The sequence below is a fragment of the Cellulosilyticum sp. I15G10I2 genome (assembly GCF_900095725.1).
Taxonomy (GTDB): domain Bacteria; phylum Bacillota; class Clostridia; order Lachnospirales; family Cellulosilyticaceae; genus FMMP01.
The window spans coordinates 821,971-840,931 of record NZ_FMMP01000006.1 but is presented as its reverse complement, the minus strand read 5'-3'; the positions used below and the strand labels follow the sequence as shown (position 1 = coordinate 840,931).

The window sequence follows — 18,961 nt, the reverse complement described above, 5'->3', positions numbered from 1 at the left end:
GAGTGATCATATGCATGAGATTACATATCCTCAAATGAGAAAACTCTATGCCTTAGCAAAACAAAAAGGGCTGGACAATGAGGAGCTGCACGAACTGGTTTATCAGTGTTCAGGGAAAGAGAGCATCAAGCAGCTTAGCAAGTCTGAAGGTATTAGATTAATAGATAGGCTTGAGGTTAAAAGAGTTTCACCACAAGGAAGAATTACCCCTAGCCAAGAAAGCTATATGAATGATCTTATCGAGCAATTGGGGTGGAACGATAATCCGAAAAGGCTCAAAGGATTTATTAGAAAGTATGCAAAAGTAGATGAGATAAGATGGCTAACAGTCAAGCAAGCATCCAATATCATAGAAGGTCTTAAAAGACAGGTGAAAGAAGTAGTTGTAGCTGAAGGAAGATGATGTGTTGAGGGTATGGGAATATATTTGGGTAGAGTTAGTTGATCCAGTTGATGAGAGCATAGATAAGCAAGAGCTGATGAGAAGCAAAGCTGGCGAAAAGCTGATAAAAGAATCTATAAAATCACAGTTTGGGTATTTCCTGTGTTGTAGTGGATTGATTCAAAAAGCACCTAAAGATATATATGAATGGTGGGTAAGAACAGCGACCCCGTGCATGCTTCAGAGTAAACATGAAGGGGCGTATCATGATAGGTGTTGGGAAAAGTTTTTTAATAAAATTATAGCAGGATTTGTCCCAACAGTGATAAAAGGAGGTAGTAATAAATTTGGCAACCAAGAAGAAGTATAAACCTCTCACAAAAAAAGAGAAGGACTTTAATAAAAGCATCAAAAAAGAAATGATTGAAAGTGGCCTGATTCCACCACCTAAAAAGAAGCTGAACAGATTGAAATTTGCTAAGGAAACGAAACAGGAATTTAAAGACAGCAATATTAGTTACTACGAGGATATTCTTCATTTGATAGAAGCTATATCTTGGATGCTGCCAAGTGAATACAGTGGTAAAGTATCTCCTGAACAAATAGGTGTCCTTAAAGTATTGAAACTAACAGTTGACATTAAGAAGTGGCATGAGGATTTAAAAGAGAAAGGGCAAAAGCAGTATAAAGTTGGAGATTTTTATGATCAAGTAGTAGCACCAATATTAAGATTGTGAGGTAATCCAATGAATGAGACAAATTTAAAGAGCTTTAAACACACAGTAAAAGGTCTTGAAAAGGCAATGAGTTTATTTCAAATTCATATTATGGAGGATATGAAACAACGAGCCAAGCATATAAGTACTGAAGTGGGATATCCAAGACAGGAAGAGTTCCTAGAGCATCTGAATAGCTTAGAGACCATAGAGCAAGTAAAAGAGTGTATTTCAGATCTTACGAGCTGGTACATGGGTGAGTATGCAGTGATAACAGTAAAGAAAGTGAAAGATGAAATGGATAAGAAGGGAGAACTAAAAAATGAGTAGTTGGATGTTAGATGCTGGACATGGTGGTAAAGATCCAGGAGCTATAGGAGCTGCTGGCACTCAAGAGAAAGATGTAGCTCTGAAATTAGTAAAAAAGATAGGTGTGGGTCTTGAAGCAGCAGGAGAGCAGGTTTTTTATACAAGACAAACAGATATATTTATTGATCTATCGGATCGGGCTAAGATGGCTAATAATAAAAAGGTTGATTATTTTATCAGCATACATATTAATAGCTTCAAAGACCCAAAGAGCAATGGAACAGAAACGTATACTTATTTATATCCCGATCAACAAGCAATACAATTAGCACAACTTATTCAGCAAGAGCTGATAGGACAAATTGGGTTGAGGGATAGGGGTGTTAAGGAAGCTAACTTTGCAGTATTAAGAGAGACTAAGATGATTGCTGTCTTGGCTGAAGTTGCTTTTATATCAAATCCAGAAGAAGAGAGATTGCTTAAAGATGAAGCTTTCTTAGAAAAAGCAGCACAAGGGATTTTAAAAGGATTATTAAAACATATAGGAAAAGAGGTAAGTAAGATGGAAGACAAAAAACCACATTGGGGACAAACAGCAATTGATGACTTGAAAAAGGCAGGACTTATCACAAGTGACAAAGACCCAGCAGCTCCTGTTACATGGGCAGAGTTTGCAACGGTAATTAATAGAGTTTATGCAGAGATTAAAAAAATCAAAGGTTGACACACAGATAAAGTTTTGGTATAAAGGAGGTGCAAGGCTTGGATGAGTGGATTAAAGAGGTAACGATAGATATGGTACCAGAAGCCTATAAATCTTTTGTTGAAAAAATGGGACTTAAAAGCTTCTTAAACCTTGCACAAATAGCAGGTGGTACCACAATGTATATACCTAAACTTGACAACTTTGTAAGACAGGTAAGAGATGAGAAAATAAAAAAAGAATTCAATGGTTACAATCAAAATAAGATAGGGCTTAAATATAATATTTCAGCCAGAAGAGTTTTAGAGATATGTAGAGTAGATATGATGGAAGGACAGGCAAGCATATTTGACAACCCTTGAAAATGCTAGAAGCGCATCATCTATCTGAAAAAATATAAAGGTAATAAAATACCAATATAAGGACTTAAGTTCCTTGTATTGGTATTTTTTTATTGCACGAAAGGAGCCAGGTAGATGGCAGTAAGATCAGTTTTAAACAGCAAAGACATTTATTATGACTGGAATATAGGGGCTTGGAGAGACTGTAAAACAAAACAAAAAATAAATGTAAGGGGGATGCAGTAATGCAAAGTACAGTACAAGAATTATTATTAAATGTGGTTTTAGGAATGGTCACTATAGGAGGGTTATACCTTCTAAATTTTATCAACAAATGGATTACAAAGCTTAAGGCTGAAACAGAGAACCTAAAGGATGAGAGGCAATTGAATTTAGCCCTAGCAGCGATTGAAAGAGTGGAAGGTTTAGCCCAGACCACAGTGCTTGCAATAGAAGGGGTAACCGCCAAGAAGTTAAGGGAACTTGTTAAACAAGGTAATGCTCCAAGATCTGAACTTGAAAATTTAGCTGAAGATGCAATAGATAGGATTATTGGCATGTTAGAGCCGAAATATTATAAAGCTCTAGAGGAAACATTTGAGGACGTAGATACCTATGTAAAAGATGTAATAGAATCTACACTTGAGAACTTTAAGAAGAGTGGTCTCGTAAACTAAGGGGGAGCAGCATGGAAACATCACAAATCGTACAATGGGGCTTGCAAATAGTTATGACCGGTATTCTTGGATGGCTTGCTTATTTTATCAAAAAGGGTGAGGAAAGACGAGACCTAAAGGAAAGACAGCAAGATGAAGAGATAAAAGAAGTCAAACAAGAGCTATCCAATCTTAAGGCTGATTTGCCTCTTATCTATGTAACAAGAGAAGATTATATAAGAACAATGAACAATGTGGATAATAAGCTAGATAAGATATACGACAGTATGATGAGGGGAGGCATGTCGAGTGGAAAATGATGTTAAGCAGAACAAAGCTATTAGAGGCTACATTATGAGAAGTCTAGCAAAAGGCCATAACAACACTCTATTATGCAGACAGCTAGTGAATGTCATGATTAATGATGGCATTATCATTTCTCCTGATATATCCAAGCATTTAGATTATTTGCAAGATAAGGACTATGTAGAGTTTACAAATGAAAAAGTTAATTCATATACAGCGTATGCAAATGATGCGGTTATAAGATTAACTGCAAAAGGCACTGACTTAATAGAAGGGACAATTGATGATGCTGGAGTTGATGTTTAATGAGTAAACAAAGACAACGTAAGAGAACGAGATGTAAGATTGATGATCTTCCAGAACCTATCAAAAATAAGATATGTGAAATGATATCAGACACAAAAAACACCTATACAGATATAGCCATATATCTTTACGAACAAGGCTTTGAGATATCTAGAAGTTCAGTAGGCAGGTATGCCTTAAGGTCGAATGCAGCACTTGAAAGATTGCAAGAAGCCCAAGAACAAACGAGAGTGCTTATTGAAGCTGTAAAGAACAATCCAGAAGTTGACTACACTGAAGCAGGTCTTCAAATTATGATTGGAGAGCTTACTAAGAAGATGGCCACAGCTCAGGAAGAGTTTGATGAAATGCCTCTTGATAAGGCAGGAAGATTACTGGTTGCAACCTCAAGAACCAATGCATATAAAGAAAAGCTTAGAGATGATATGAGGAGTAAGGCCGAACTTGCATTTGAAAAAATGGAGGATGAAATACTTAAAACCATTAAAGCAGATGAAGAACTTGCAACCCAGCTCCATAATATTTTGCTACAAGCTAAAGAAAAGATGATGCAAGATGATTAATTTAGATACCTACATAAGAAACCTTGAAACAAACAATTTAGATCAGCAAGAGTCTATAGCGTATCAAGAGAAGTTATTAGATGAGTATCTAAACAAGGGAACTGATCTGCGAAAAGAGCAATTAAAAGCAAGACGTAAAGCTGGACAAAAGGCAGACGATTTAAGAAAAGAACTTGCAGCAATAGACCTAGAGTACTTTGGCAGAGCATACTTGCCACATTATTTTATTAGAAAGTCACCAGAATTTCATAATGAACTTAATGCTATTTGGGAACATGGCGTTTTAAAGGACAAAAATCCATATTGTGATGCCAAGGAGATATCAAGATTAGATGGCTGTAAAAGAGTTGTGGCTGCACCACGTGGCCATGCGAAATCAACAAACTTTACATTTAAGAATGCGTTGCATGCGACCCTCTATCAATATAAACATTACATTTTAATCTTGTCAGATAGTAGTGAGCAGGCAGAAGGTTTTTTAAATGACATAGCTACAGAGCTTGAAGATAATCCACTTATAAGATCAGATTTTGGAGATCTTAAAGATTACCCTTGGAACAGCAGCACACTTCGTACTAATACTGATATCAAGATAGAAGCTATTGGTTCAGGTAAAAAAGTCCGTGGTAGAAGGCATAGAAATTATAGACCAGATCTTATCATCCTAGATGATATTGAAAATGATGAGAATGTTAATACCATAGAACAAAGAAGAAAGCTTGAAAACTGGTTTTACAAGGCAGTATCAAAAGCTGGAGATACTTATACAGATATAGTCTATATAGGAACAATGCTGCACTATGATTCACTTCTAGCAAAAGTTATGAAAAACCCTATGTACAAAGCAGTCAAATATCAAGGGGTTATAAGTTTTGCTAAGAATCAAAGTCTTTGGGATGCTTGGGAGCTTATATATGTCAATCTTGAAAATGATAATAGAGAGCATGATGCAAAGGTATTCTTTGAGGCAAATAGAGAGGAAATGCTGGAAGGAACTAAGGTTCTTTGGGAAGCTAAATTGTCTTACTATGATCTCATGTGTATCAAGATATCAGAAGGAGAAAGTTCCTTTAATTCAGAGATACAAAATGATCCTATTGATCCAGATAGCTGCACCTTTAACCCTGAATGGTTTGATTACTACAATGAAGCTGAGGTTGATTTTAAATCAGGCGAGTTTATATTCATTGGAGCAGTCGATCCGTCGCTAGGTAAAAATAAAAAAAGTGATACCTCAGCTATAGTAGCTATAGCTAAAAATGTAAAAAGCGGATATATGTATGGGGTTGAGGCCAGTGTAGAAAAGCGAAAACCAGATATCATTATCGAAGACATTATAGAAATGAACAAAAGGCTCAAGCGTGATTATGGTAAAGGATTTACAAAGTTAGGAGTTGAAACCGTTCAGTTCCAACAATTCTTTAAAGATGTACTTGCAAAGGTCAGTGCAGAACGTGGAGAATACCTGCCAATTGAAGAAATTTATAACACTGTAAATAAGATCATGAGAATTGAAAGTTTACAACCAATAGTTAAAAATAAATATTTTAAGTTTAATCTAAGGCATAAAACATTAATTGAGCAAATGAAAGTGTTTCCTATGGGCAGGAATGATGATGCACCAGATACTTTAGAGATGGCAATAAGGCTTGCTCTTAAAACTGGATCAAGCAAGGCAGACTATTTAGGAGTGCTTAAAAGGGGATTGAAATTTAGAAAAGGAGCCTATTAGGAGGGAGTTCAATGTTTGAGAAAGTTAAAAGGTTTATAAAAAATCTACCTTTAACAACACTAGTAGCAGTTGTAAGAAATAACGATAAATATTCTACCTACCCTTCAAATGGCCTGACACCTTATAGATTAGCTCAAATATTTAAGGAAGCTGATACAGGGGATGTTATGAGGCAAATGGAACTATTTGAAGAAATGGAAGAAAAAGACCCTCACATCTTTTCGCAGCTCCAAACAAGGAAAAATGCGGTTACAGGGTTAGATTATGAAATTATCCCAGCCACAGATAATGAGTACGACAAACAAATAGCTGAGTTTATTAAAAGTCAAATGGAAGACATAGAAAGTTTTGAGGATGTGCTAACTGATCTGTTAGATGCAATAGGTAAAGGCATTTCATTTACAGAGATCATATGGGAAGTACAAAATGGTAAATTTTTAGTTAAGGAATTAAAACATGTGCATCAGAAACACTTCTTTTGGGATGATAAAGACTTCCTAAGATTAAGGACAGACAGTGAACCGCAGGGAATATATATACCCGATAATAAGTTTATTATTCATAGGTATAAGGCGAAGAGCGGTCACCCTTCCAGAGCAGGTGTATTAAGAATAATTGCATGGATGTATCTTTTTAAGAACTATACTGTTAAGGATTGGGTGAGCTTTTGTGAAGTATTTGGAATGCCACTTAGAGTAGGTAAATATGACCCTAGTGCAAACGAAGATGATAAGAGAGCTCTAATGGATGCACTTATCAGCTTGGGAACAGATGCAGCAGGAATTTATCCAAGTAACACAGATATAGAAATTAAGGAGAGCAATAAACAGAGCTCAGCAGATATCTATGAAAGATTAGCAAGGTTTTGTGACGAGCAAGTCAGTAAGTGTATTTTAGGGCAGACACTTACATCAGATGCAGGGAGTGGATCATACGCTCAATCTAAAACACATAATGAAGTGAGACATGATTTGACAGTAGCTGATTGTAAAGCTTTAGCAGCAACTTTAAGACGTGACCTTATTACACCACTTGTTAAGCTAAACTTTGGAGAGCAGACAAAGGTGCCAACTATAAGATTTGATTGTGAAGAATCAGAAGACTTAGTACAAGAAGCCACTATGTATGATGTATTAATTAATAAGTTAGGCCTTAAGATATCTACCTCACATCTTTATAAAAAGTTTAGCGTGCCAAAACCAGAGACTGATGAAGATGTGGCAAGTGGACAAAAACAAGAGGTAAATATGCTCGCTAATAAGCTGGAGTTTAAGGGTAAGCAAGGCGAAGTTGATGATCTAGTGGAAGTAGCAAAGTTAGAAAGTGAGCCGTTATTTAATGAACAATTTAAAGTGCTTAAAGATATTACCGCTAAATGTAATAGCTTAGAAGAGCTGAAAGAGCTGTTAGCAGATGAAGACAAAGCCTATACTATCTGCAAAGATATGAAGAGTGAAAGCTTTGAAAGATTACTAAAAGGGAGCCTCATTAATGCTTACCTGATGGGGAGAGTGAGGGAAGATGGATAAAGATTTATTTAATCTTCTGTATGGCAACTTAAACTTTGAAGAAGCTGAGAAGTACTTCCAAGGAAAACTTCCGCTGACAAAAGAGGAATATAAGCAATTAAGTGAGGGATATAAGCAACTTGCTTTTACAATATCCAATTATACGAGCGTAGAAATAGTAAATCAGTTCTATAACGAAGTTCTTAAGGCTATAGAAAACGGTACTACTATACAAGTCTTTAAGAGTGAGATAGATACTTTTCTAGCAAAGAAAGGCTATGAAGGAGTTGGGAATTTTCAAGCAGACAATATCTTCAGAACAAACCTTCAAACAGCGTATAATGTAGGACATTACGAACAAATGGCCGTTCCAGAAGTGATGAAGCTTAGACCATACTGGCAGTATTATGCAGTAGATGATGAGGATACAAGACCAACACATAGGGCAATGGATGGTATGGTATACCCAGCAGATCATGAAGTATGGGATACCTGGTACCCACCTAATGGGTATAAATGCAGATGTACAGTAAGAAGTCTATCTAAAAGGCAGGTTGAAGCTAAAGAACTAGAAATCCGAAGTGAAATGCCACCTTTGGTTCCAGATGAAGGTTTTCATACTAATCCAGCTAAAAAGGCATTTGAACCAGATATAGATAAGTATCCAGAACCATTAAAAAAAGCTTATATCAGGATGCAAGAAAAATAGTTTATAAAATGCCCTGTATTTCATTATTTTTATACTAAGGGGTAGAACTTATCGCAAGTAAAAAGAAACCCCCGTTATAACGCGTTATAACGGTGTTATATACGATTTTAGGGTAGGAGGGTAACATGAAACTAAAACCTATTATATGTACAGAAGAAATTTTACAAGAAACAGATGAAGTAAAAATCCTTCCGCTGGGGTTTGTTAAAACTCAAAAAGGCAATTTCATAGTTGATATTGAAAGCGTAAATTTTATGAGGAAGGCTTTCAAAGAGAGAAAACTAGATATTGTAGTTGATTACGAGCATCAAACCTTAAATGATGTGCAGGCTCCTGCCGGTGGATGGATTAAGGATTTTTACATTAAAGATAATGCAGTAGTTGCTAAGGTGGAATGGACAGAAAAGGCAAAAGAGTACATAGCCAATAAAGAGTATAGGTATCTATCACCAGTAGTTTTAGTTAGAAAAACAGACCATAAGGCAGTAATACTTCATTCTGTAGCACTTACTAACACCCCGGCTATAGATGGTATGTATACAATTAAAAACTCTATAGATATAGAGGACATTGAAGGAGGAGCAGAGGATATGGATTTATTACAACAACTCATTAAAATGTTAGGACTTGCAGAAGGTACAACAGAAGAGCAGGTGCTGGCAAAGCTTAAAGAAATACAAGAAGCAAGTGTTGCAGATCCATCAAGTCAAGAGGTCATAGCTAACAAAGAGACACTTAAGTTACTTGATCTAAAAGAAGATGCAACACAAGAAGAGGTGACATCAAAAATTATGGAACTTAAGAACCCAGTAGCTCAAGGTCAAGTATCAGTAGCAGAGTTTAAAGCTCTCAAGGATAAGCTTGATAGGAAAGAAGCTGAAGAGGTAGTTATGTTTGCTATGAAAGAAGGTAAGATTACACCAGCTCAGAAAGAGTGGGCAGAAGAATATGCACTTAAAGCTCCTGAAGGATTTAAAAAGTATATCGAAACTGCAAGTGTAGTTGTTCCTATGGGATCACTTGATATTCCGCCAAGCACTAAAAAGACTGTAGAGGTTGATATGAAAGCATGTAAAATGCTAGGGGTTTCAAAGGAAGACATTGAGAAGTATGGAAAGGATGTTGAATAATCATGGCACTAACAAAAGGGCGAAATACTATTGAACAAGGTTCGAATGTCATTGTACTTAAAGTTAAAGCAAGCACGAAAATTTATGAAGGTGCACTTGTAGCAGTAGATGGGGGTTATGCGATACCGGGCAAAAAAGCAACAGGATTAATAGCTGCTGGAAGAGCTGAAGAATATGTGGATAATACAGGAACTGGAGGCACGAATGGGGCAAGAAGTATTCGTGTTAAAAGAGGAGTATTTCTTTTTGAAAATGATATAACCAACCCTGTAACAGAAGCACATATATTAGGCACTTGCTACATACTAGATGATGAGACAGTTACAAGTTTAGAAACAGGAGCAAGTGTTGCAGGTAAAGTATTAGGATTTGACGGTGACCAAGTCATTGTTGAAATTAGATAAGGGAGGCAAAGGATATGATAATTAATCAATCATCGTTAGCAGGTATTAGCACAGGATTTAAAACGATTTTCAACAAGATGTTTACAGAGGTTAAACCACTATGGCAGAAGGTGGCAACGCTAGTGCCATCTGAAACAGGGGAAGAAAATTATAAGTGGTTAGGGAAATTGCCACGAATGCGTGAATGGATTGGAGAAAGACAGATTCAAAACCTTCAAGCAAGCGATTATACCATTAAAAATAAGGATTATGAGTTAACCATTGGCGTGGATCGCAATGATATCGAGGATGATAAAATCGGTGTTTATAATCCTGTTATATCAGAAATTGGACAAAGTGCAGCTGAACATCCAGATGCATTAGTATTTGGACTTATTAAAAAAGGATTTGAAAATAAGTGTTTTGATGGTAAAGCTTTTTTTGCAACAGATCATCCAGTAGGTAAAAAAGGTAGTGCAAGTAACAAAGGGACTGCAAAGCTTTCATCCGAATCTTATGGAGCTGCACGTGCAGCTATGATGTCTTTAAAAGATGAAAATGGCAATACGCTTAAGATTATCCCAAATCTACTCGTTGTGCCACCAGCACTTGAAGCTGAGGCGAAACGTATTCTTTTAGCTGAACAGATAGACGGCTCAACCAATATTTATAGAGATACAGCTGAGCTGTTAGTCGTTCCAGAGCTTGCAGGTGCAGATATATCATGGTATCTACTTTGCACCTCAAAAGCCCTTAAGCCACTCATCTATCAGGAAAGAAAGAAACCTAAGTTTGTTGCCTTCTTCAATGAAACTGATGAGCATGTATTTAAGAACAAGCAGTTCTTATATGGTGTAGATGGCAGAAGCAATGCTGGATACGGCTTTTGGCAAATGGCCTATGGTTCTGATGGCTCAGCTAACTAGGGTGTGAGATTATGTACTGCACTATAGATGAAGTTAGAAAGAATATCAAAGATGATAGTATTGATGGCATTATCGGAAATAGCTACATAGAAGAAAAAGGCGAAAAAGAGATAGTAATTAATACATTAATTGCTGAAGCTATAGAGGATGCAGATGGTGAGATAGATGGATACCTTAACAAAAGGTATCCTACTCCACTTACTAAAACACCAAAAGTAATTAATAAGTTCAGTAAAGATATTGCACTTTATAATCTATTTTCAAGAGCTGGGATTATGGAAGGAACAAGAGAAGAGACTTACCTTGAAAGATATAAGTCTGCGATACGTTTCTTAGAAAATGTGGCAAAGGGACTTATTGAAATAGGGATAGGTGCTGCTGATGAAGAGACAACAAGGCCTACTTCTGATTTTAGAATCAATTCAAATAAAAGGATGTTCAGCAGAAACTCATTGAATGGGATGTGACAAATATGGCTGGTGTACGACTGGATGGAGACATACGAAGACTTAAAAATACACTCAGAAATATGGGAGAACTCCAATTTAAAGTAGCTAATGCTGCAATAGGGCAAGTGCTTAGAAGTTCAACACTACAAAGATTTGCAGAAGGAAAAGATCCAGAAGGAAGAGCGTGGGCTCAAAGTAATAAGTATACCATTTCAAGTAATGGGAGTATAAGAAAGTCCAGAAAGAAGACCCTTATTGAGACTGCTAGACTTAAAAATTCTATCAAAGCTAAAGTAACTAATAAAGGTGTAGCTATTGGTACAAACACAATTTATGCTGCCACTCATCAGTTAGGAGATGATAATAGAACCATTAGAGCAAGAGGTTCAAAAGGGTTAAGTTTTGTTACCCCTAGTGGATGGCGAAGAAAAAAGATAGTTAAGGTAACCATACCAGCAAGGCCATTCCTTGGTATTAGTGACGAGGATATGATAGAGATTAAAGCGACTATGAATCATATCATTGAGGGGGCTGTAGAATGATAGAAGTGTATCAAAATTACATTGTAACAAAACTTAAAGAAGCCGGTATAAAGACAAAGGTTTGTATATCTATGAAAGAATTGAAGAACTTCTCAGGAGCTCATGTGGGTGCTGTCATAGTAGACAAGGATAGATTTGAAAGGGAAAAGAAGAATAAAGTTTATCAAGTTGGTGATAGCACTGTAAAACGTATTAAAAAATTAAGTAGAGAAACAACAGTCAATGTAATCATAGGCGAGTTTGAAACTTCAAAGTGCGACGAGATATTTGCAAGATTTTTGTCCTTGATTGATAAAGGAATATACGATACTGAAGGTAACTATATAGTCATTGAAATTGAAGAGGCAGATTGGGTAGATAAAGAGGATAGTATCCTTCAAAGTAAAATAGCAGTGCAGCTGCCTATCATTTTCTATGGTGGTATTTATCAGGATATAACCTATAAACCATTTGTTCCAGATATCAGTATGAATGAGGAGGAGTAATAATGGCTGAAGCAGAAACTAAAGCCAAGGCATCTAAAAAAGTAGAGCCAGAGCTTATAGATGTAGATGAATTAACAAGAGAATTTAAGATTAATGGTTCTGTATTTGCAGGAGTGAAAATGCTTAAAGGATGGAAAAAAGGTAGGAAAATTACGAGAGAAGAATTTAGAGAAGCGCTGGATGCTTTTAAAAATACTTCTTGTTAGGAGGTGGAACTATGTTAAAAAATGTTAAACATACCATAACAGATTTTGGAATTGGAGCAAGCACTGTAAAAGGTGAAGGGGTACATATCAAAATAGGAGTAAGTCATATTGAAAGTAATATTCCCCTTACAATAACAGGCAGCATGGATGCAGATAAAATAAGTGGGAAATTAGGTGATAGTCCTCTTGCAGACAGTTGCATGGATAGTATTAATAGTGGATGTAATATGATATACGCTTTACCAGTTCCAGTCGGAACGGCAGGCGTAGTTGAAGAAAAATCAAAGAGTGTAACAGGCACAGGAGAAATTACTTTAACAGGATCACCTTATAATGAACATACTGTTCAAATTACTATCACTGCCACTGGTGGCAGAAACGTAGGAGCATTTAAGTATGTAGTAGATGATGGAGATGTAAGTGAAGAAGAAACTATCCCTATAACTGGAACCTATGTAATAGCTGAAACAGGTCTTACTATCAACTTTGGAGAAGGCACCTTTGAAAAAGATGATACAGTAATCTATTCTTGTACTGCACCTAAGATGAATAATCAAGGTGTGATGGAGGCACTAGGGAAGATTAAAAATCTAAACATTAACTTTGAATTTATTCATATTGTAGGGGCAACAGAAAAGGCATTATGGGCAGCTCTTACAGTAGAAGGAGAAAAATTCTTTGATGTTTACTATAAACCTTGTGTTTTTGTATGTGAAGTAAGACCTCAAAATACTGATGAAACACTAGATCAATATGCCCAATACTTAAGAGAACAAAAAGAAGGTACTATTTCAAGAAATCTTCAAGTTGTAAGCCATAGACTAGCATTTATGAGAAATGGAAAAGAAGTAAATATCAATGCAGCAAATGTAATTATGGGGCTGCATGCAAGAGCTAAAGTGCAGCAGTCTATTGGAGAAGTTGCTGAATTTGATATTAAAGGAGCACTAGCAATACTGCCTTCAGGAATTGAAGATTATACAAGTGAACTTGATGACCTTGGGTATACGACATTACGACAGTATAGCGGTATAGAGGGAATATACGTTAATAACTCTAAAACCTTTGCTAAAGAAGGGAGCGACTTTGCTTATACTGAAAGAGTAAGAGCTATGTATAAGGCCGTAAGAGAGACACGCAAAACAGCCCTAACCAAGATGCATACGCAGGTTGATTTGAGTAACCAAGAGGCAAGCCTTAAAGCAATTGTAGAATTTATTAATGTGCCAGTAGAAAGAATGGTAGATGAAAAAGAGCTTTCTTCAGCCAGAGTAGAGATACCAGAAGATCAGGATATACTAGGGACTGAAAAACTTTATTTCAAAATAAGAGCAGTACCTATAGGTATACTTAGAGAAATTGAAATTGATGCAGGATTTGAAAATCCAGCACTTTAAGAAAGGGGTGTAAGGTATGTCAATAATCAATGGCAAAGCTTATGATTGGTCAGATGTGGATGTGCAAATACCAGGACTCTATTTAGAAGTTCAAGAAATATCCTATGATGATGAATTAGAAAAAGAACTTGTATATGGCAAAGGCTCAAGACCGAGAGGGTATGGAACTGGCAATTATAAAGCCAGTGGTAAAATAAGCCTTCTAAGAGATGATTACAATGATCTGGTAGATTATTGCAACAAGAAAAAAATACCTTTCTACAAGCTTTTTATAGATAAGATTATAGTTACATATGGTTCAGAGGGACAGCCGTTAAGAACAGATGTGATTGAAAAAGTAACTTTTGCTAAAAGAAGTGGTGGAGGGAAACAAGGCGATAAGAGCCTAGTAGTTGACCTTGATATGGTGATTGTAGGTCAGATTATTTCGGATGGCATGAAGGCTATATAGTTGTAAAATAAATGTCCAAAAAGGAGTGAAATATAATGTTTGAAGATGGAAAAGGTACAATGGAAAAAAATGAAGGTACTCAAGACGGTAAAGTTGCAGGGGCACAGATGGTTACTGGAGAAGAAATGGAACAAGAACTTAAAACAAAATATCCAAAGATTTATAGGGTAGATGCTGAACTTGATGATATTGAAAAGGAATTTACTTTCTATTTTAAGAAACCAACACCAGCAAGCTTTAACATTGTCTTAAAGAATTTGTCTAAAAAATCACTGGCTGCAATGAAGCAATTTACCCTAGAAAGTGTTGTGAGCGAACAAAAACAATGGTATGAAGAAACCATAGAAGAATATCCAGCACTTGCAATGAGCGTAGGTCAAAAGCTGCTAGGTTTATTGGGATTATCGGATAACATTACTTTAAAAAAGTTATAGAAGATCAGGAAGATGAGCTAAGTTTAATAGATAAAATGGAACTTGAAATTTATAGGTTTGTTCCTGATAGACTGATTCCAGATGATCTCTTAAATCAAGAGTTTGAAGCATTTACTAAACTTTATGCTAAAGCAAGATATATGCAAGATATAGAAATAACAAATAGACAAGATGCTATTGTTAGGGCTTTAGGTGAATAATACAAAAAGCCGACCCTACATAAGAGTCGGCTTTTTAAATGTTATAAGTTGAAAATAAAATTTAGTTGCTCTAAAAAAGACTTTAAATGGGCCAGCTTCATACTTGAAACTTTTCGGTGCATCAGGCTTTCTAATTTCAAAGGCTGCCCATATCATATAAGGCAGTGAATAGATAAAGCTAAAGGCCAAGAAACAAAAGAAAGGTACTAGAATCGCTGCACATAAACCGTATAAAAAAACAAAGAAAGAGATAAGCCACATAAGACAATCCTCCTTAAGGAAATATAAATGTTTTTATAATCATTATATTACCAAAATTAAGAAAAAGAAAGGGGTGATTTAGTGGATGCAATTTTTAAGCTGTCGGTATTTGTAAACATGGTAGATAATATTACCCAGCCTATGGGAAGTGTAGGAAGAAGCCTTGATGGTGTGCAGGGAAAGTTGGTTTCCTTAGATAATGGTTTTAAAAATATGGCTAAATCAGGAATGATGATGACAGGCATTGGAGTTGGAATGACACAAGCAGCTCTGGCACCGGTCGGGGCAACTTTCGAAACTAAAAAAGCTTTAGGGGAATTAGCCTCAGTAGGTGTAAAGAACCTAGGTGTTCTTGAAGATGCTGCTAAAGACTTTTCAGATACATGGGCGGGTACAACAAAAGCAGAATTTATAACAGCAGCCTATGATATTAAGTCAGGGATCTCAACACTTACAGATGAGGCAGTAGCTGAATACACAAAAATAGCAGGGATGACTGCTAAAGGCACAAAAGCCTCTACTGCTGAAATGACATCATTATTTGCAACTGGATATGGTATCTATAAAGGGTTTTATAAAGATATGAGTGATCTTGAATTTGGAGAAATGTTTAGTGCTGGTATTGCAAAATCAGTACAGCAGTTTAAAACAGATGGTTCAAAGATGTCACAGGCCATACAAACATTAGGAGCATCAGCAACCACTTCAAATGTACCACTTGAAGAGCAACTCTCTATCTTGGGAATGCTTCAGGCTACTATGGGAGGTGGTGAAGCAGGAACTAAGTATAAAGCGTTCTTAAAATCGGCAGCAAAGGCAGGGGAAGAATTGGGGCTTAGCTTCTTGGATGCCAATAACCAACTTCTATCAATGCCTGAAATACTTACTACTATAAGAGGTAAATTTGGAGAAACAATGGATGCAGCTGAGAAAATGGAACTTCAAAAGGCGTTTGGGACGGAAGAAGCTGTTGCTTTAATAGACCTACTGTATAACAAAACAGATGAATTAGAAGGGAACATCTTAGGGTTGTATGACACTATGGGACAAGGAACATCAGTTGCTCAAGGAATGGCAGATGCTATCAATAGCGCAGATGGCGAAAAGTTCACCGTCCTTAAACAAAAGATACAAAATACGGTAGAGACAATAGGCAATGGGATGCTACCTACTATTAATCAATGGATGGAAAAAGGAGATCAGCTACTTGGGCAAGTCAGCTCGTGGATCGGCAACAACCAGCAGTTAGCATCTAATCTATTTTTAGTAATAGCAGTAATTGGTGTTGTCCTAGCTGTCATGGGTGTATTTGCAACAACTATTGGTTTTATAGGAACAACAGTAGTAGGCAGTATTACAAACTTTAGAAACCTTGTATCCGTTCTTAAGAAAATGCCAGATGCATGGGACACTATAAGACTTAAAGCAATGTATGCCGGTGATGCTATAAAGCTTGGTTTCACCAAAATCCGAGGCGCAGCAACAACAGTTATTACAGGCATGAAAAATGTAACAAGACAAATTATCACAATGGGCAAGGCAGCTGTTATCAATGGCTTTAATGCACTAAAGAGTATGACACTTGGACTCATTGGAATGGCTAAGCAAGCTATCACAACAGCGGTAACAGCAATGCCGGGGCTTATAGCTTCAACGTGGGCATGGACAGCAGCGTTACTTGCTAATCCAGTGACATGGATAGTAGTAGGAATAGTGGCACTTATAGCAGCTATCATACTACTTTGGAGAAATTGGGATACAGTAGTAGCATGGCTTAAAGGTGCATGGCAGGCAGCCATCCAAGGAGTTATTAATGGTTTTAATTGGGTTAAAGAAAAGGTAACGAGTATGCCTAATAGTATTCTTTTACTCATAGCAGCATTTATACCATTTATAGGAATACCAATGCTTATTATGAAAAATTGGGAAAGCATTAAATCATTCTTTACTAATCTATGGACAGGGATTAAAGATGGCTTTAATAACTTTATAACAGGATGGATACCTAATATGCAGGAATCAGGTAAGAAAGTTATAAGTACCTTTGTAGATGGTATCAGAAGTATGATTAATAAACCAGCTGAAATAGTAAAAGAAGGACTTTCAAAAGTAAGACAGTTACTACCATTTTCAGATGCAAAAGAAGGGCCACTATCAAGTCTTACACTTTCAGGCTCTAAGGTGTTTACTACTATAGGTGAAGGGATGGAAAAGACAATGACCGTTCCTAGCCTTATAGCTGATGATGCTTTTCAAGATGTAGATAGCAAGTTAGATATGGATAGTATAAAAGGTGATAGACCAAAGAATTTAAACTTAAAAGAAACGTTTAAACAGACTCAAACAACAGAAGAAAGTACTACTAGAAGTAATTCTGGAACATCTATTAAAGTCGGGAATATCACGCTGCAATTTGATATGAAAGATTTAGAGGACATCAAATTTATTAAAAAGCTTATTGAAGAGCTTAAGAATCTAGGAAATCAGGATGATCCAGATGATGAAGATCTAGTAACTGCATAATAGGGAGGGAGAAATCATGATATTTACAGACGATCAATTTGTTAGGATTGGAGGGGTTCTCCTTCCAGGACTTTTTAAAAGCTTAGAAATAACTGGATCAGCAATGGTTGAAGAGATTGAAGTGAAAGGTAAAGGGAAGAAACCTAAGCAGGCAACAGGGTATGAAGACTGTAAAGTCAATATTGAAATAGTTCTTATGGATGATAGCAAAAAGACTGCATTAGAGAAACTGGAAATAATTCAGAGCATCTTCAGGACTAAAGGTCAAGCTAAACCAAAGGTTTATGACATGGTCAATCAGCATGCTATTAGAAGAGGCATAAGCAAAGTTATATTTAAGGAATTATCATCAAGAGAAACCAGTAAAAAAGAAGAGCTCATAGTGAGTTTAACTTTTTGGGAATATGAAGCTATTAATGTAAGTGCAATCAAGTCAAATAACAGCAAGAGTAAAACTACAACCAGTGGATCACAAGTAGGCAGTGATTATAAAAGCTATCTAAACGATAACAGGGGAACAGCTCCAAGAGTAGCAGATAAAACAGTAAGTACTCCGGCTAGAGAGATCACCCCTGCTATGGTAGGGAGGATGTAATGGACGATTTCTTTTATCCAGAGTACGAAGTGAAAGTTGGAAATAATATTATTACCGAAGCGATACAACTTGAAACACAACTAGATAATAATATTTCATTTGACTGGACACACATAAGTTTTACAAACAACTTACTTGCAGAATTAAATATCAAGAAAGAAGATGAATTTAGCTTAAGCATTGGGTATGATGGCGGTCTTGAAGAAATTTTTACTGGGTATGTGACAGATATCCAAGGGAATACAATTATTATCAAAAATGAAATGCTGAAGCTTGCGAAGGTAAAGATTACAAATAGCTTTATAAGCAGCATTCCACAGGAGATTATTACATTCATTTTAGAAAAAGCAGGTATTACAGAATACGAACTATCAAAAGAAGCGTATCCCATCAAAAAGCTTCTTAACTTATCAAAAGTAAGTGGGACTGAAGCTTTAAAGATGGTTGATAAAGCATTCAATATTCCCTCATCTACTAGCATTTTTAAGTGTAAGAAATTTGAATGGAATGTACCAGCTAGGCAAGATAAAATTTATAACTTCATCTACGCTGAGAACATTATTAACTTAGAGCCTACAGAAACGAAAACATGGGAGTTAACAACTATTGCAGTACCATTTGTAAAAATACTTAATAAAATTAATGTTGAGCATCCAAAAGTTTCAGGCGAATTTGATATAAATCAAATTAAGATAATGATAGACGAAAGCGGTTTTATCAGAACGAGATTGACATTTAAGGAGTAAAA

The 18,961-nt window shown here is 36.2% G+C and carries 28 protein-coding genes; 27 read left to right on the top strand and 1 reads right to left on the bottom strand.

Annotated features, from left to right (window positions below; genetic code table 11):
• The first annotated feature begins 10 nt into the window (after positions 1-10).
• The 24 genes from BN3326_RS04150 to BN3326_RS21895 all read left to right on the top strand — a co-directional run bounded on the left by BN3326_RS04150 (position 11) and on the right by BN3326_RS21895 (position 14,834).
• On the top strand, positions 11-403 hold the full coding sequence (locus BN3326_RS04150; RefSeq protein ID WP_069997837.1) for a phage protein GemA/Gp16 family protein: 393 nt from the start codon (positions 11-13) through the stop codon (positions 401-403).
• A gap of 1 nt (position 404) precedes the next feature.
• The gene (locus tag BN3326_RS04145; protein ID WP_069997836.1) at positions 405-752 is read left to right on the top strand and encodes a hypothetical protein; all 348 of its coding nucleotides are present in this window, start codon (positions 405-407) and stop codon (positions 750-752) included.
• Entirely contained in the window at positions 730-1,119 is a 390-nt protein-coding gene (locus tag BN3326_RS04140; RefSeq protein WP_069997835.1) for a hypothetical protein, read from the top strand. Before BN3326_RS04145 ends, BN3326_RS04140 begins: the two co-directional genes overlap by 23 nt.
• 9 nt (positions 1,120-1,128) lie before the next feature.
• Positions 1,129-1,428, top strand: a complete 300-nt coding sequence (locus BN3326_RS04135) for a hypothetical protein (protein WP_069997834.1) — start codon at positions 1,129-1,131, stop codon at positions 1,426-1,428.
• On the top strand, positions 1,421-2,131 hold the full coding sequence (locus tag BN3326_RS04130) for an N-acetylmuramoyl-L-alanine amidase family protein (RefSeq protein ID WP_083258506.1): 711 nt from the start codon (positions 1,421-1,423) through the stop codon (positions 2,129-2,131). Before BN3326_RS04135 ends, BN3326_RS04130 begins: the two co-directional genes overlap by 8 nt.
• Positions 2,132-2,169: 38 nt before the next feature.
• Positions 2,170-2,472, top strand: a complete 303-nt coding sequence (locus BN3326_RS04125) for a Mor transcription activator family protein (protein WP_069997833.1) — start codon at positions 2,170-2,172, stop codon at positions 2,470-2,472.
• 224 nt (positions 2,473-2,696) lie between these two features.
• The gene (locus BN3326_RS04120; RefSeq protein WP_069997832.1) at positions 2,697-3,128 is read left to right on the top strand and encodes a hypothetical protein; all 432 of its coding nucleotides are present in this window, start codon (positions 2,697-2,699) and stop codon (positions 3,126-3,128) included.
• Positions 3,129-3,139: 11 nt separating this feature from the next.
• The gene (locus BN3326_RS04115) at positions 3,140-3,427 is read left to right on the top strand and encodes a hypothetical protein (RefSeq protein WP_069997831.1); all 288 of its coding nucleotides are present in this window, start codon (positions 3,140-3,142) and stop codon (positions 3,425-3,427) included.
• The gene (locus BN3326_RS04110; protein WP_330389607.1) at positions 3,417-3,719 is read left to right on the top strand and encodes a hypothetical protein; all 303 of its coding nucleotides are present in this window, start codon (positions 3,417-3,419) and stop codon (positions 3,717-3,719) included. The genes BN3326_RS04115 and BN3326_RS04110 overlap by 11 nt, the downstream gene beginning before the upstream one ends.
• Entirely contained in the window at positions 3,719-4,282 is a 564-nt protein-coding gene (locus BN3326_RS04105; RefSeq protein WP_069997830.1) for a phage protein Gp27 family protein, read from the top strand. The genes BN3326_RS04110 and BN3326_RS04105 overlap by 1 nt, the downstream gene beginning before the upstream one ends.
• Positions 4,275-6,014: a phage terminase large subunit gene (terL, locus tag BN3326_RS04100; RefSeq protein WP_069997829.1), complete on the top strand. Its 1,740-nt coding sequence runs from the start codon at positions 4,275-4,277 to the stop codon at positions 6,012-6,014. The genes BN3326_RS04105 and terL overlap by 8 nt, the downstream gene beginning before the upstream one ends.
• 11 nt (positions 6,015-6,025) lie before the next feature.
• Positions 6,026-7,543 (top strand): DUF935 domain-containing protein, encoded by a 1,518-nt coding sequence (locus BN3326_RS04095; RefSeq protein WP_069997828.1) that lies wholly within the window; start codon positions 6,026-6,028, stop codon positions 7,541-7,543.
• A complete protein-coding gene (locus BN3326_RS04090) occupies positions 7,536-8,231 on the top strand; it encodes a phage head morphogenesis protein (protein ID WP_069997827.1) in 696 nt (231 codons plus the stop codon). Before BN3326_RS04095 ends, BN3326_RS04090 begins: the two co-directional genes overlap by 8 nt.
• 125 nt (positions 8,232-8,356) lie before the next feature.
• Positions 8,357-9,361 carry a phage protease gene (locus tag BN3326_RS04085; protein ID WP_069997826.1) on the top strand — a complete coding sequence of 335 codons (1,005 nt, stop codon included), beginning with the start codon at positions 8,357-8,359 and terminating at the stop codon, positions 9,359-9,361.
• A 2-nt stretch (positions 9,362-9,363) separates the two neighbouring features.
• Entirely contained in the window at positions 9,364-9,765 is a 402-nt protein-coding gene (locus tag BN3326_RS04080) for a hypothetical protein (protein WP_069997825.1), read from the top strand.
• A gap of 14 nt (positions 9,766-9,779) precedes the next feature.
• Positions 9,780-10,670, top strand: coding sequence for a Mu-like prophage major head subunit gpT family protein (locus BN3326_RS04075; RefSeq protein ID WP_069997824.1), 891 nt, complete (start codon positions 9,780-9,782; stop codon positions 10,668-10,670).
• A gap of 11 nt (positions 10,671-10,681) precedes the next feature.
• On the top strand, positions 10,682-11,137 hold the full coding sequence (locus tag BN3326_RS04070) for a gp436 family protein (protein ID WP_171903759.1): 456 nt from the start codon (positions 10,682-10,684) through the stop codon (positions 11,135-11,137).
• A 5-nt stretch (positions 11,138-11,142) separates the two neighbouring features.
• Positions 11,143-11,661: a phage virion morphogenesis protein gene (locus tag BN3326_RS04065; protein WP_069997822.1), complete on the top strand. Its 519-nt coding sequence runs from the start codon at positions 11,143-11,145 to the stop codon at positions 11,659-11,661.
• Positions 11,658-12,146, top strand: coding sequence for a hypothetical protein (locus BN3326_RS04060; RefSeq protein WP_069997821.1), 489 nt, complete (start codon positions 11,658-11,660; stop codon positions 12,144-12,146). The genes BN3326_RS04065 and BN3326_RS04060 overlap by 4 nt, the downstream gene beginning before the upstream one ends.
• 2 nt (positions 12,147-12,148) lie before the next feature.
• Positions 12,149-12,352 carry a hypothetical protein gene (locus BN3326_RS04055; protein WP_069997820.1) on the top strand — a complete coding sequence of 68 codons (204 nt, stop codon included), beginning with the start codon at positions 12,149-12,151 and terminating at the stop codon, positions 12,350-12,352.
• A gap of 11 nt (positions 12,353-12,363) precedes the next feature.
• On the top strand, positions 12,364-13,749 hold the full coding sequence (locus BN3326_RS04050; protein WP_069997819.1) for a DUF2586 domain-containing protein: 1,386 nt from the start codon (positions 12,364-12,366) through the stop codon (positions 13,747-13,749).
• 16 nt (positions 13,750-13,765) lie between these two features.
• On the top strand, positions 13,766-14,200 hold the full coding sequence (locus tag BN3326_RS04045; RefSeq protein WP_069997818.1) for a hypothetical protein: 435 nt from the start codon (positions 13,766-13,768) through the stop codon (positions 14,198-14,200).
• Positions 14,201-14,235: 35 nt separating this feature from the next.
• Positions 14,236-14,634, top strand: a complete 399-nt coding sequence (locus BN3326_RS04040) for a DUF6848 family protein (protein ID WP_083258505.1) — start codon at positions 14,236-14,238, stop codon at positions 14,632-14,634.
• 35 nt (positions 14,635-14,669) lie between these two features.
• The gene (locus tag BN3326_RS21895) at positions 14,670-14,834 is read left to right on the top strand and encodes a hypothetical protein (protein WP_171903758.1); all 165 of its coding nucleotides are present in this window, start codon (positions 14,670-14,672) and stop codon (positions 14,832-14,834) included.
• A gap of 15 nt (positions 14,835-14,849) precedes the next feature.
• Here the strand turns inward: BN3326_RS21895 and BN3326_RS04035 are convergent, their stop codons facing one another.
• A complete protein-coding gene (locus BN3326_RS04035; protein WP_069997817.1) occupies positions 14,850-15,095 on the bottom strand; it encodes a hypothetical protein in 246 nt (81 codons plus the stop codon).
• A gap of 81 nt (positions 15,096-15,176) precedes the next feature.
• Between BN3326_RS04035 and BN3326_RS04030 the strand changes: the two genes are divergently transcribed.
• The 3 genes from BN3326_RS04030 to BN3326_RS04020 are packed head-to-tail and all read left to right on the top strand — an operon-like array spanning position 15,177 to position 18,959.
• On the top strand, positions 15,177-17,618 hold the full coding sequence (locus BN3326_RS04030) for a phage tail tape measure protein (protein ID WP_242875932.1): 2,442 nt from the start codon (positions 15,177-15,179) through the stop codon (positions 17,616-17,618).
• Positions 17,619-17,634: 16 nt separating this feature from the next.
• A complete protein-coding gene (locus BN3326_RS04025) occupies positions 17,635-18,213 on the top strand; it encodes a hypothetical protein (protein ID WP_069997816.1) in 579 nt (192 codons plus the stop codon).
• Positions 18,213-18,959 carry a hypothetical protein gene (locus BN3326_RS04020; protein WP_069997815.1) on the top strand — a complete coding sequence of 249 codons (747 nt, stop codon included), beginning with the start codon at positions 18,213-18,215 and terminating at the stop codon, positions 18,957-18,959. Before BN3326_RS04025 ends, BN3326_RS04020 begins: the two co-directional genes overlap by 1 nt.
• Positions 18,960-18,961: the final 2 nt, after the last annotated feature.

Excerpts from the sequence above, each read along its gene's own strand:
- BN3326_RS04150 (WP_069997837.1), top strand. The coding sequence starts at position 11 with ATGCATGAGATTACATATCCTCAAATGAGAAAACTCTATGCCTTAGCA.
- BN3326_RS04135 (WP_069997834.1), top strand. The coding sequence starts at position 1,129 with ATGAATGAGACAAATTTAAAGAGCTTTAAACACACAGTAAAAGGTCTT.
- BN3326_RS04130 (WP_083258506.1), top strand. The coding sequence starts at position 1,421 with ATGAGTAGTTGGATGTTAGATGCTGGACATGGTGGTAAAGATCCAGGA.
- BN3326_RS04120 (WP_069997832.1), top strand. The coding sequence starts at position 2,697 with ATGCAAAGTACAGTACAAGAATTATTATTAAATGTGGTTTTAGGAATG.
- BN3326_RS04115 (WP_069997831.1), top strand. The coding sequence starts at position 3,140 with ATGGAAACATCACAAATCGTACAATGGGGCTTGCAAATAGTTATGACC.
- BN3326_RS04105 (WP_069997830.1), top strand. The coding sequence starts at position 3,719 with ATGAGTAAACAAAGACAACGTAAGAGAACGAGATGTAAGATTGATGAT.
- terL (WP_069997829.1), top strand. The coding sequence starts at position 4,275 with ATGATTAATTTAGATACCTACATAAGAAACCTTGAAACAAACAATTTA.
- BN3326_RS04095 (WP_069997828.1), top strand. The coding sequence starts at position 6,026 with ATGTTTGAGAAAGTTAAAAGGTTTATAAAAAATCTACCTTTAACAACA.
- BN3326_RS04090 (WP_069997827.1), top strand. The coding sequence starts at position 7,536 with ATGGATAAAGATTTATTTAATCTTCTGTATGGCAACTTAAACTTTGAA.
- BN3326_RS04085 (WP_069997826.1), top strand. The coding sequence starts at position 8,357 with ATGAAACTAAAACCTATTATATGTACAGAAGAAATTTTACAAGAAACA.
- BN3326_RS04080 (WP_069997825.1), top strand. The coding sequence starts at position 9,364 with ATGGCACTAACAAAAGGGCGAAATACTATTGAACAAGGTTCGAATGTC.
- BN3326_RS04075 (WP_069997824.1), top strand. The coding sequence starts at position 9,780 with ATGATAATTAATCAATCATCGTTAGCAGGTATTAGCACAGGATTTAAA.
- BN3326_RS04070 (WP_171903759.1), top strand. The coding sequence starts at position 10,682 with ATGTACTGCACTATAGATGAAGTTAGAAAGAATATCAAAGATGATAGT.
- BN3326_RS04065 (WP_069997822.1), top strand. The coding sequence starts at position 11,143 with ATGGCTGGTGTACGACTGGATGGAGACATACGAAGACTTAAAAATACA.
- BN3326_RS04060 (WP_069997821.1), top strand. The coding sequence starts at position 11,658 with ATGATAGAAGTGTATCAAAATTACATTGTAACAAAACTTAAAGAAGCC.
- BN3326_RS04055 (WP_069997820.1), top strand. The coding sequence starts at position 12,149 with ATGGCTGAAGCAGAAACTAAAGCCAAGGCATCTAAAAAAGTAGAGCCA.
- BN3326_RS04050 (WP_069997819.1), top strand. The coding sequence starts at position 12,364 with ATGTTAAAAAATGTTAAACATACCATAACAGATTTTGGAATTGGAGCA.
- BN3326_RS04045 (WP_069997818.1), top strand. The coding sequence starts at position 13,766 with ATGTCAATAATCAATGGCAAAGCTTATGATTGGTCAGATGTGGATGTG.
- BN3326_RS04040 (WP_083258505.1), top strand. The coding sequence starts at position 14,236 with ATGTTTGAAGATGGAAAAGGTACAATGGAAAAAAATGAAGGTACTCAA.
- BN3326_RS21895 (WP_171903758.1), top strand. The coding sequence starts at position 14,670 with ATGGAACTTGAAATTTATAGGTTTGTTCCTGATAGACTGATTCCAGAT.
- BN3326_RS04035 (WP_069997817.1), bottom strand. The coding sequence starts at position 15,095 with ATGTGGCTTATCTCTTTCTTTGTTTTTTTATACGGTTTATGTGCAGCG.
- BN3326_RS04025 (WP_069997816.1), top strand. The coding sequence starts at position 17,635 with ATGATATTTACAGACGATCAATTTGTTAGGATTGGAGGGGTTCTCCTT.
- BN3326_RS04020 (WP_069997815.1), top strand. The coding sequence starts at position 18,213 with ATGGACGATTTCTTTTATCCAGAGTACGAAGTGAAAGTTGGAAATAAT.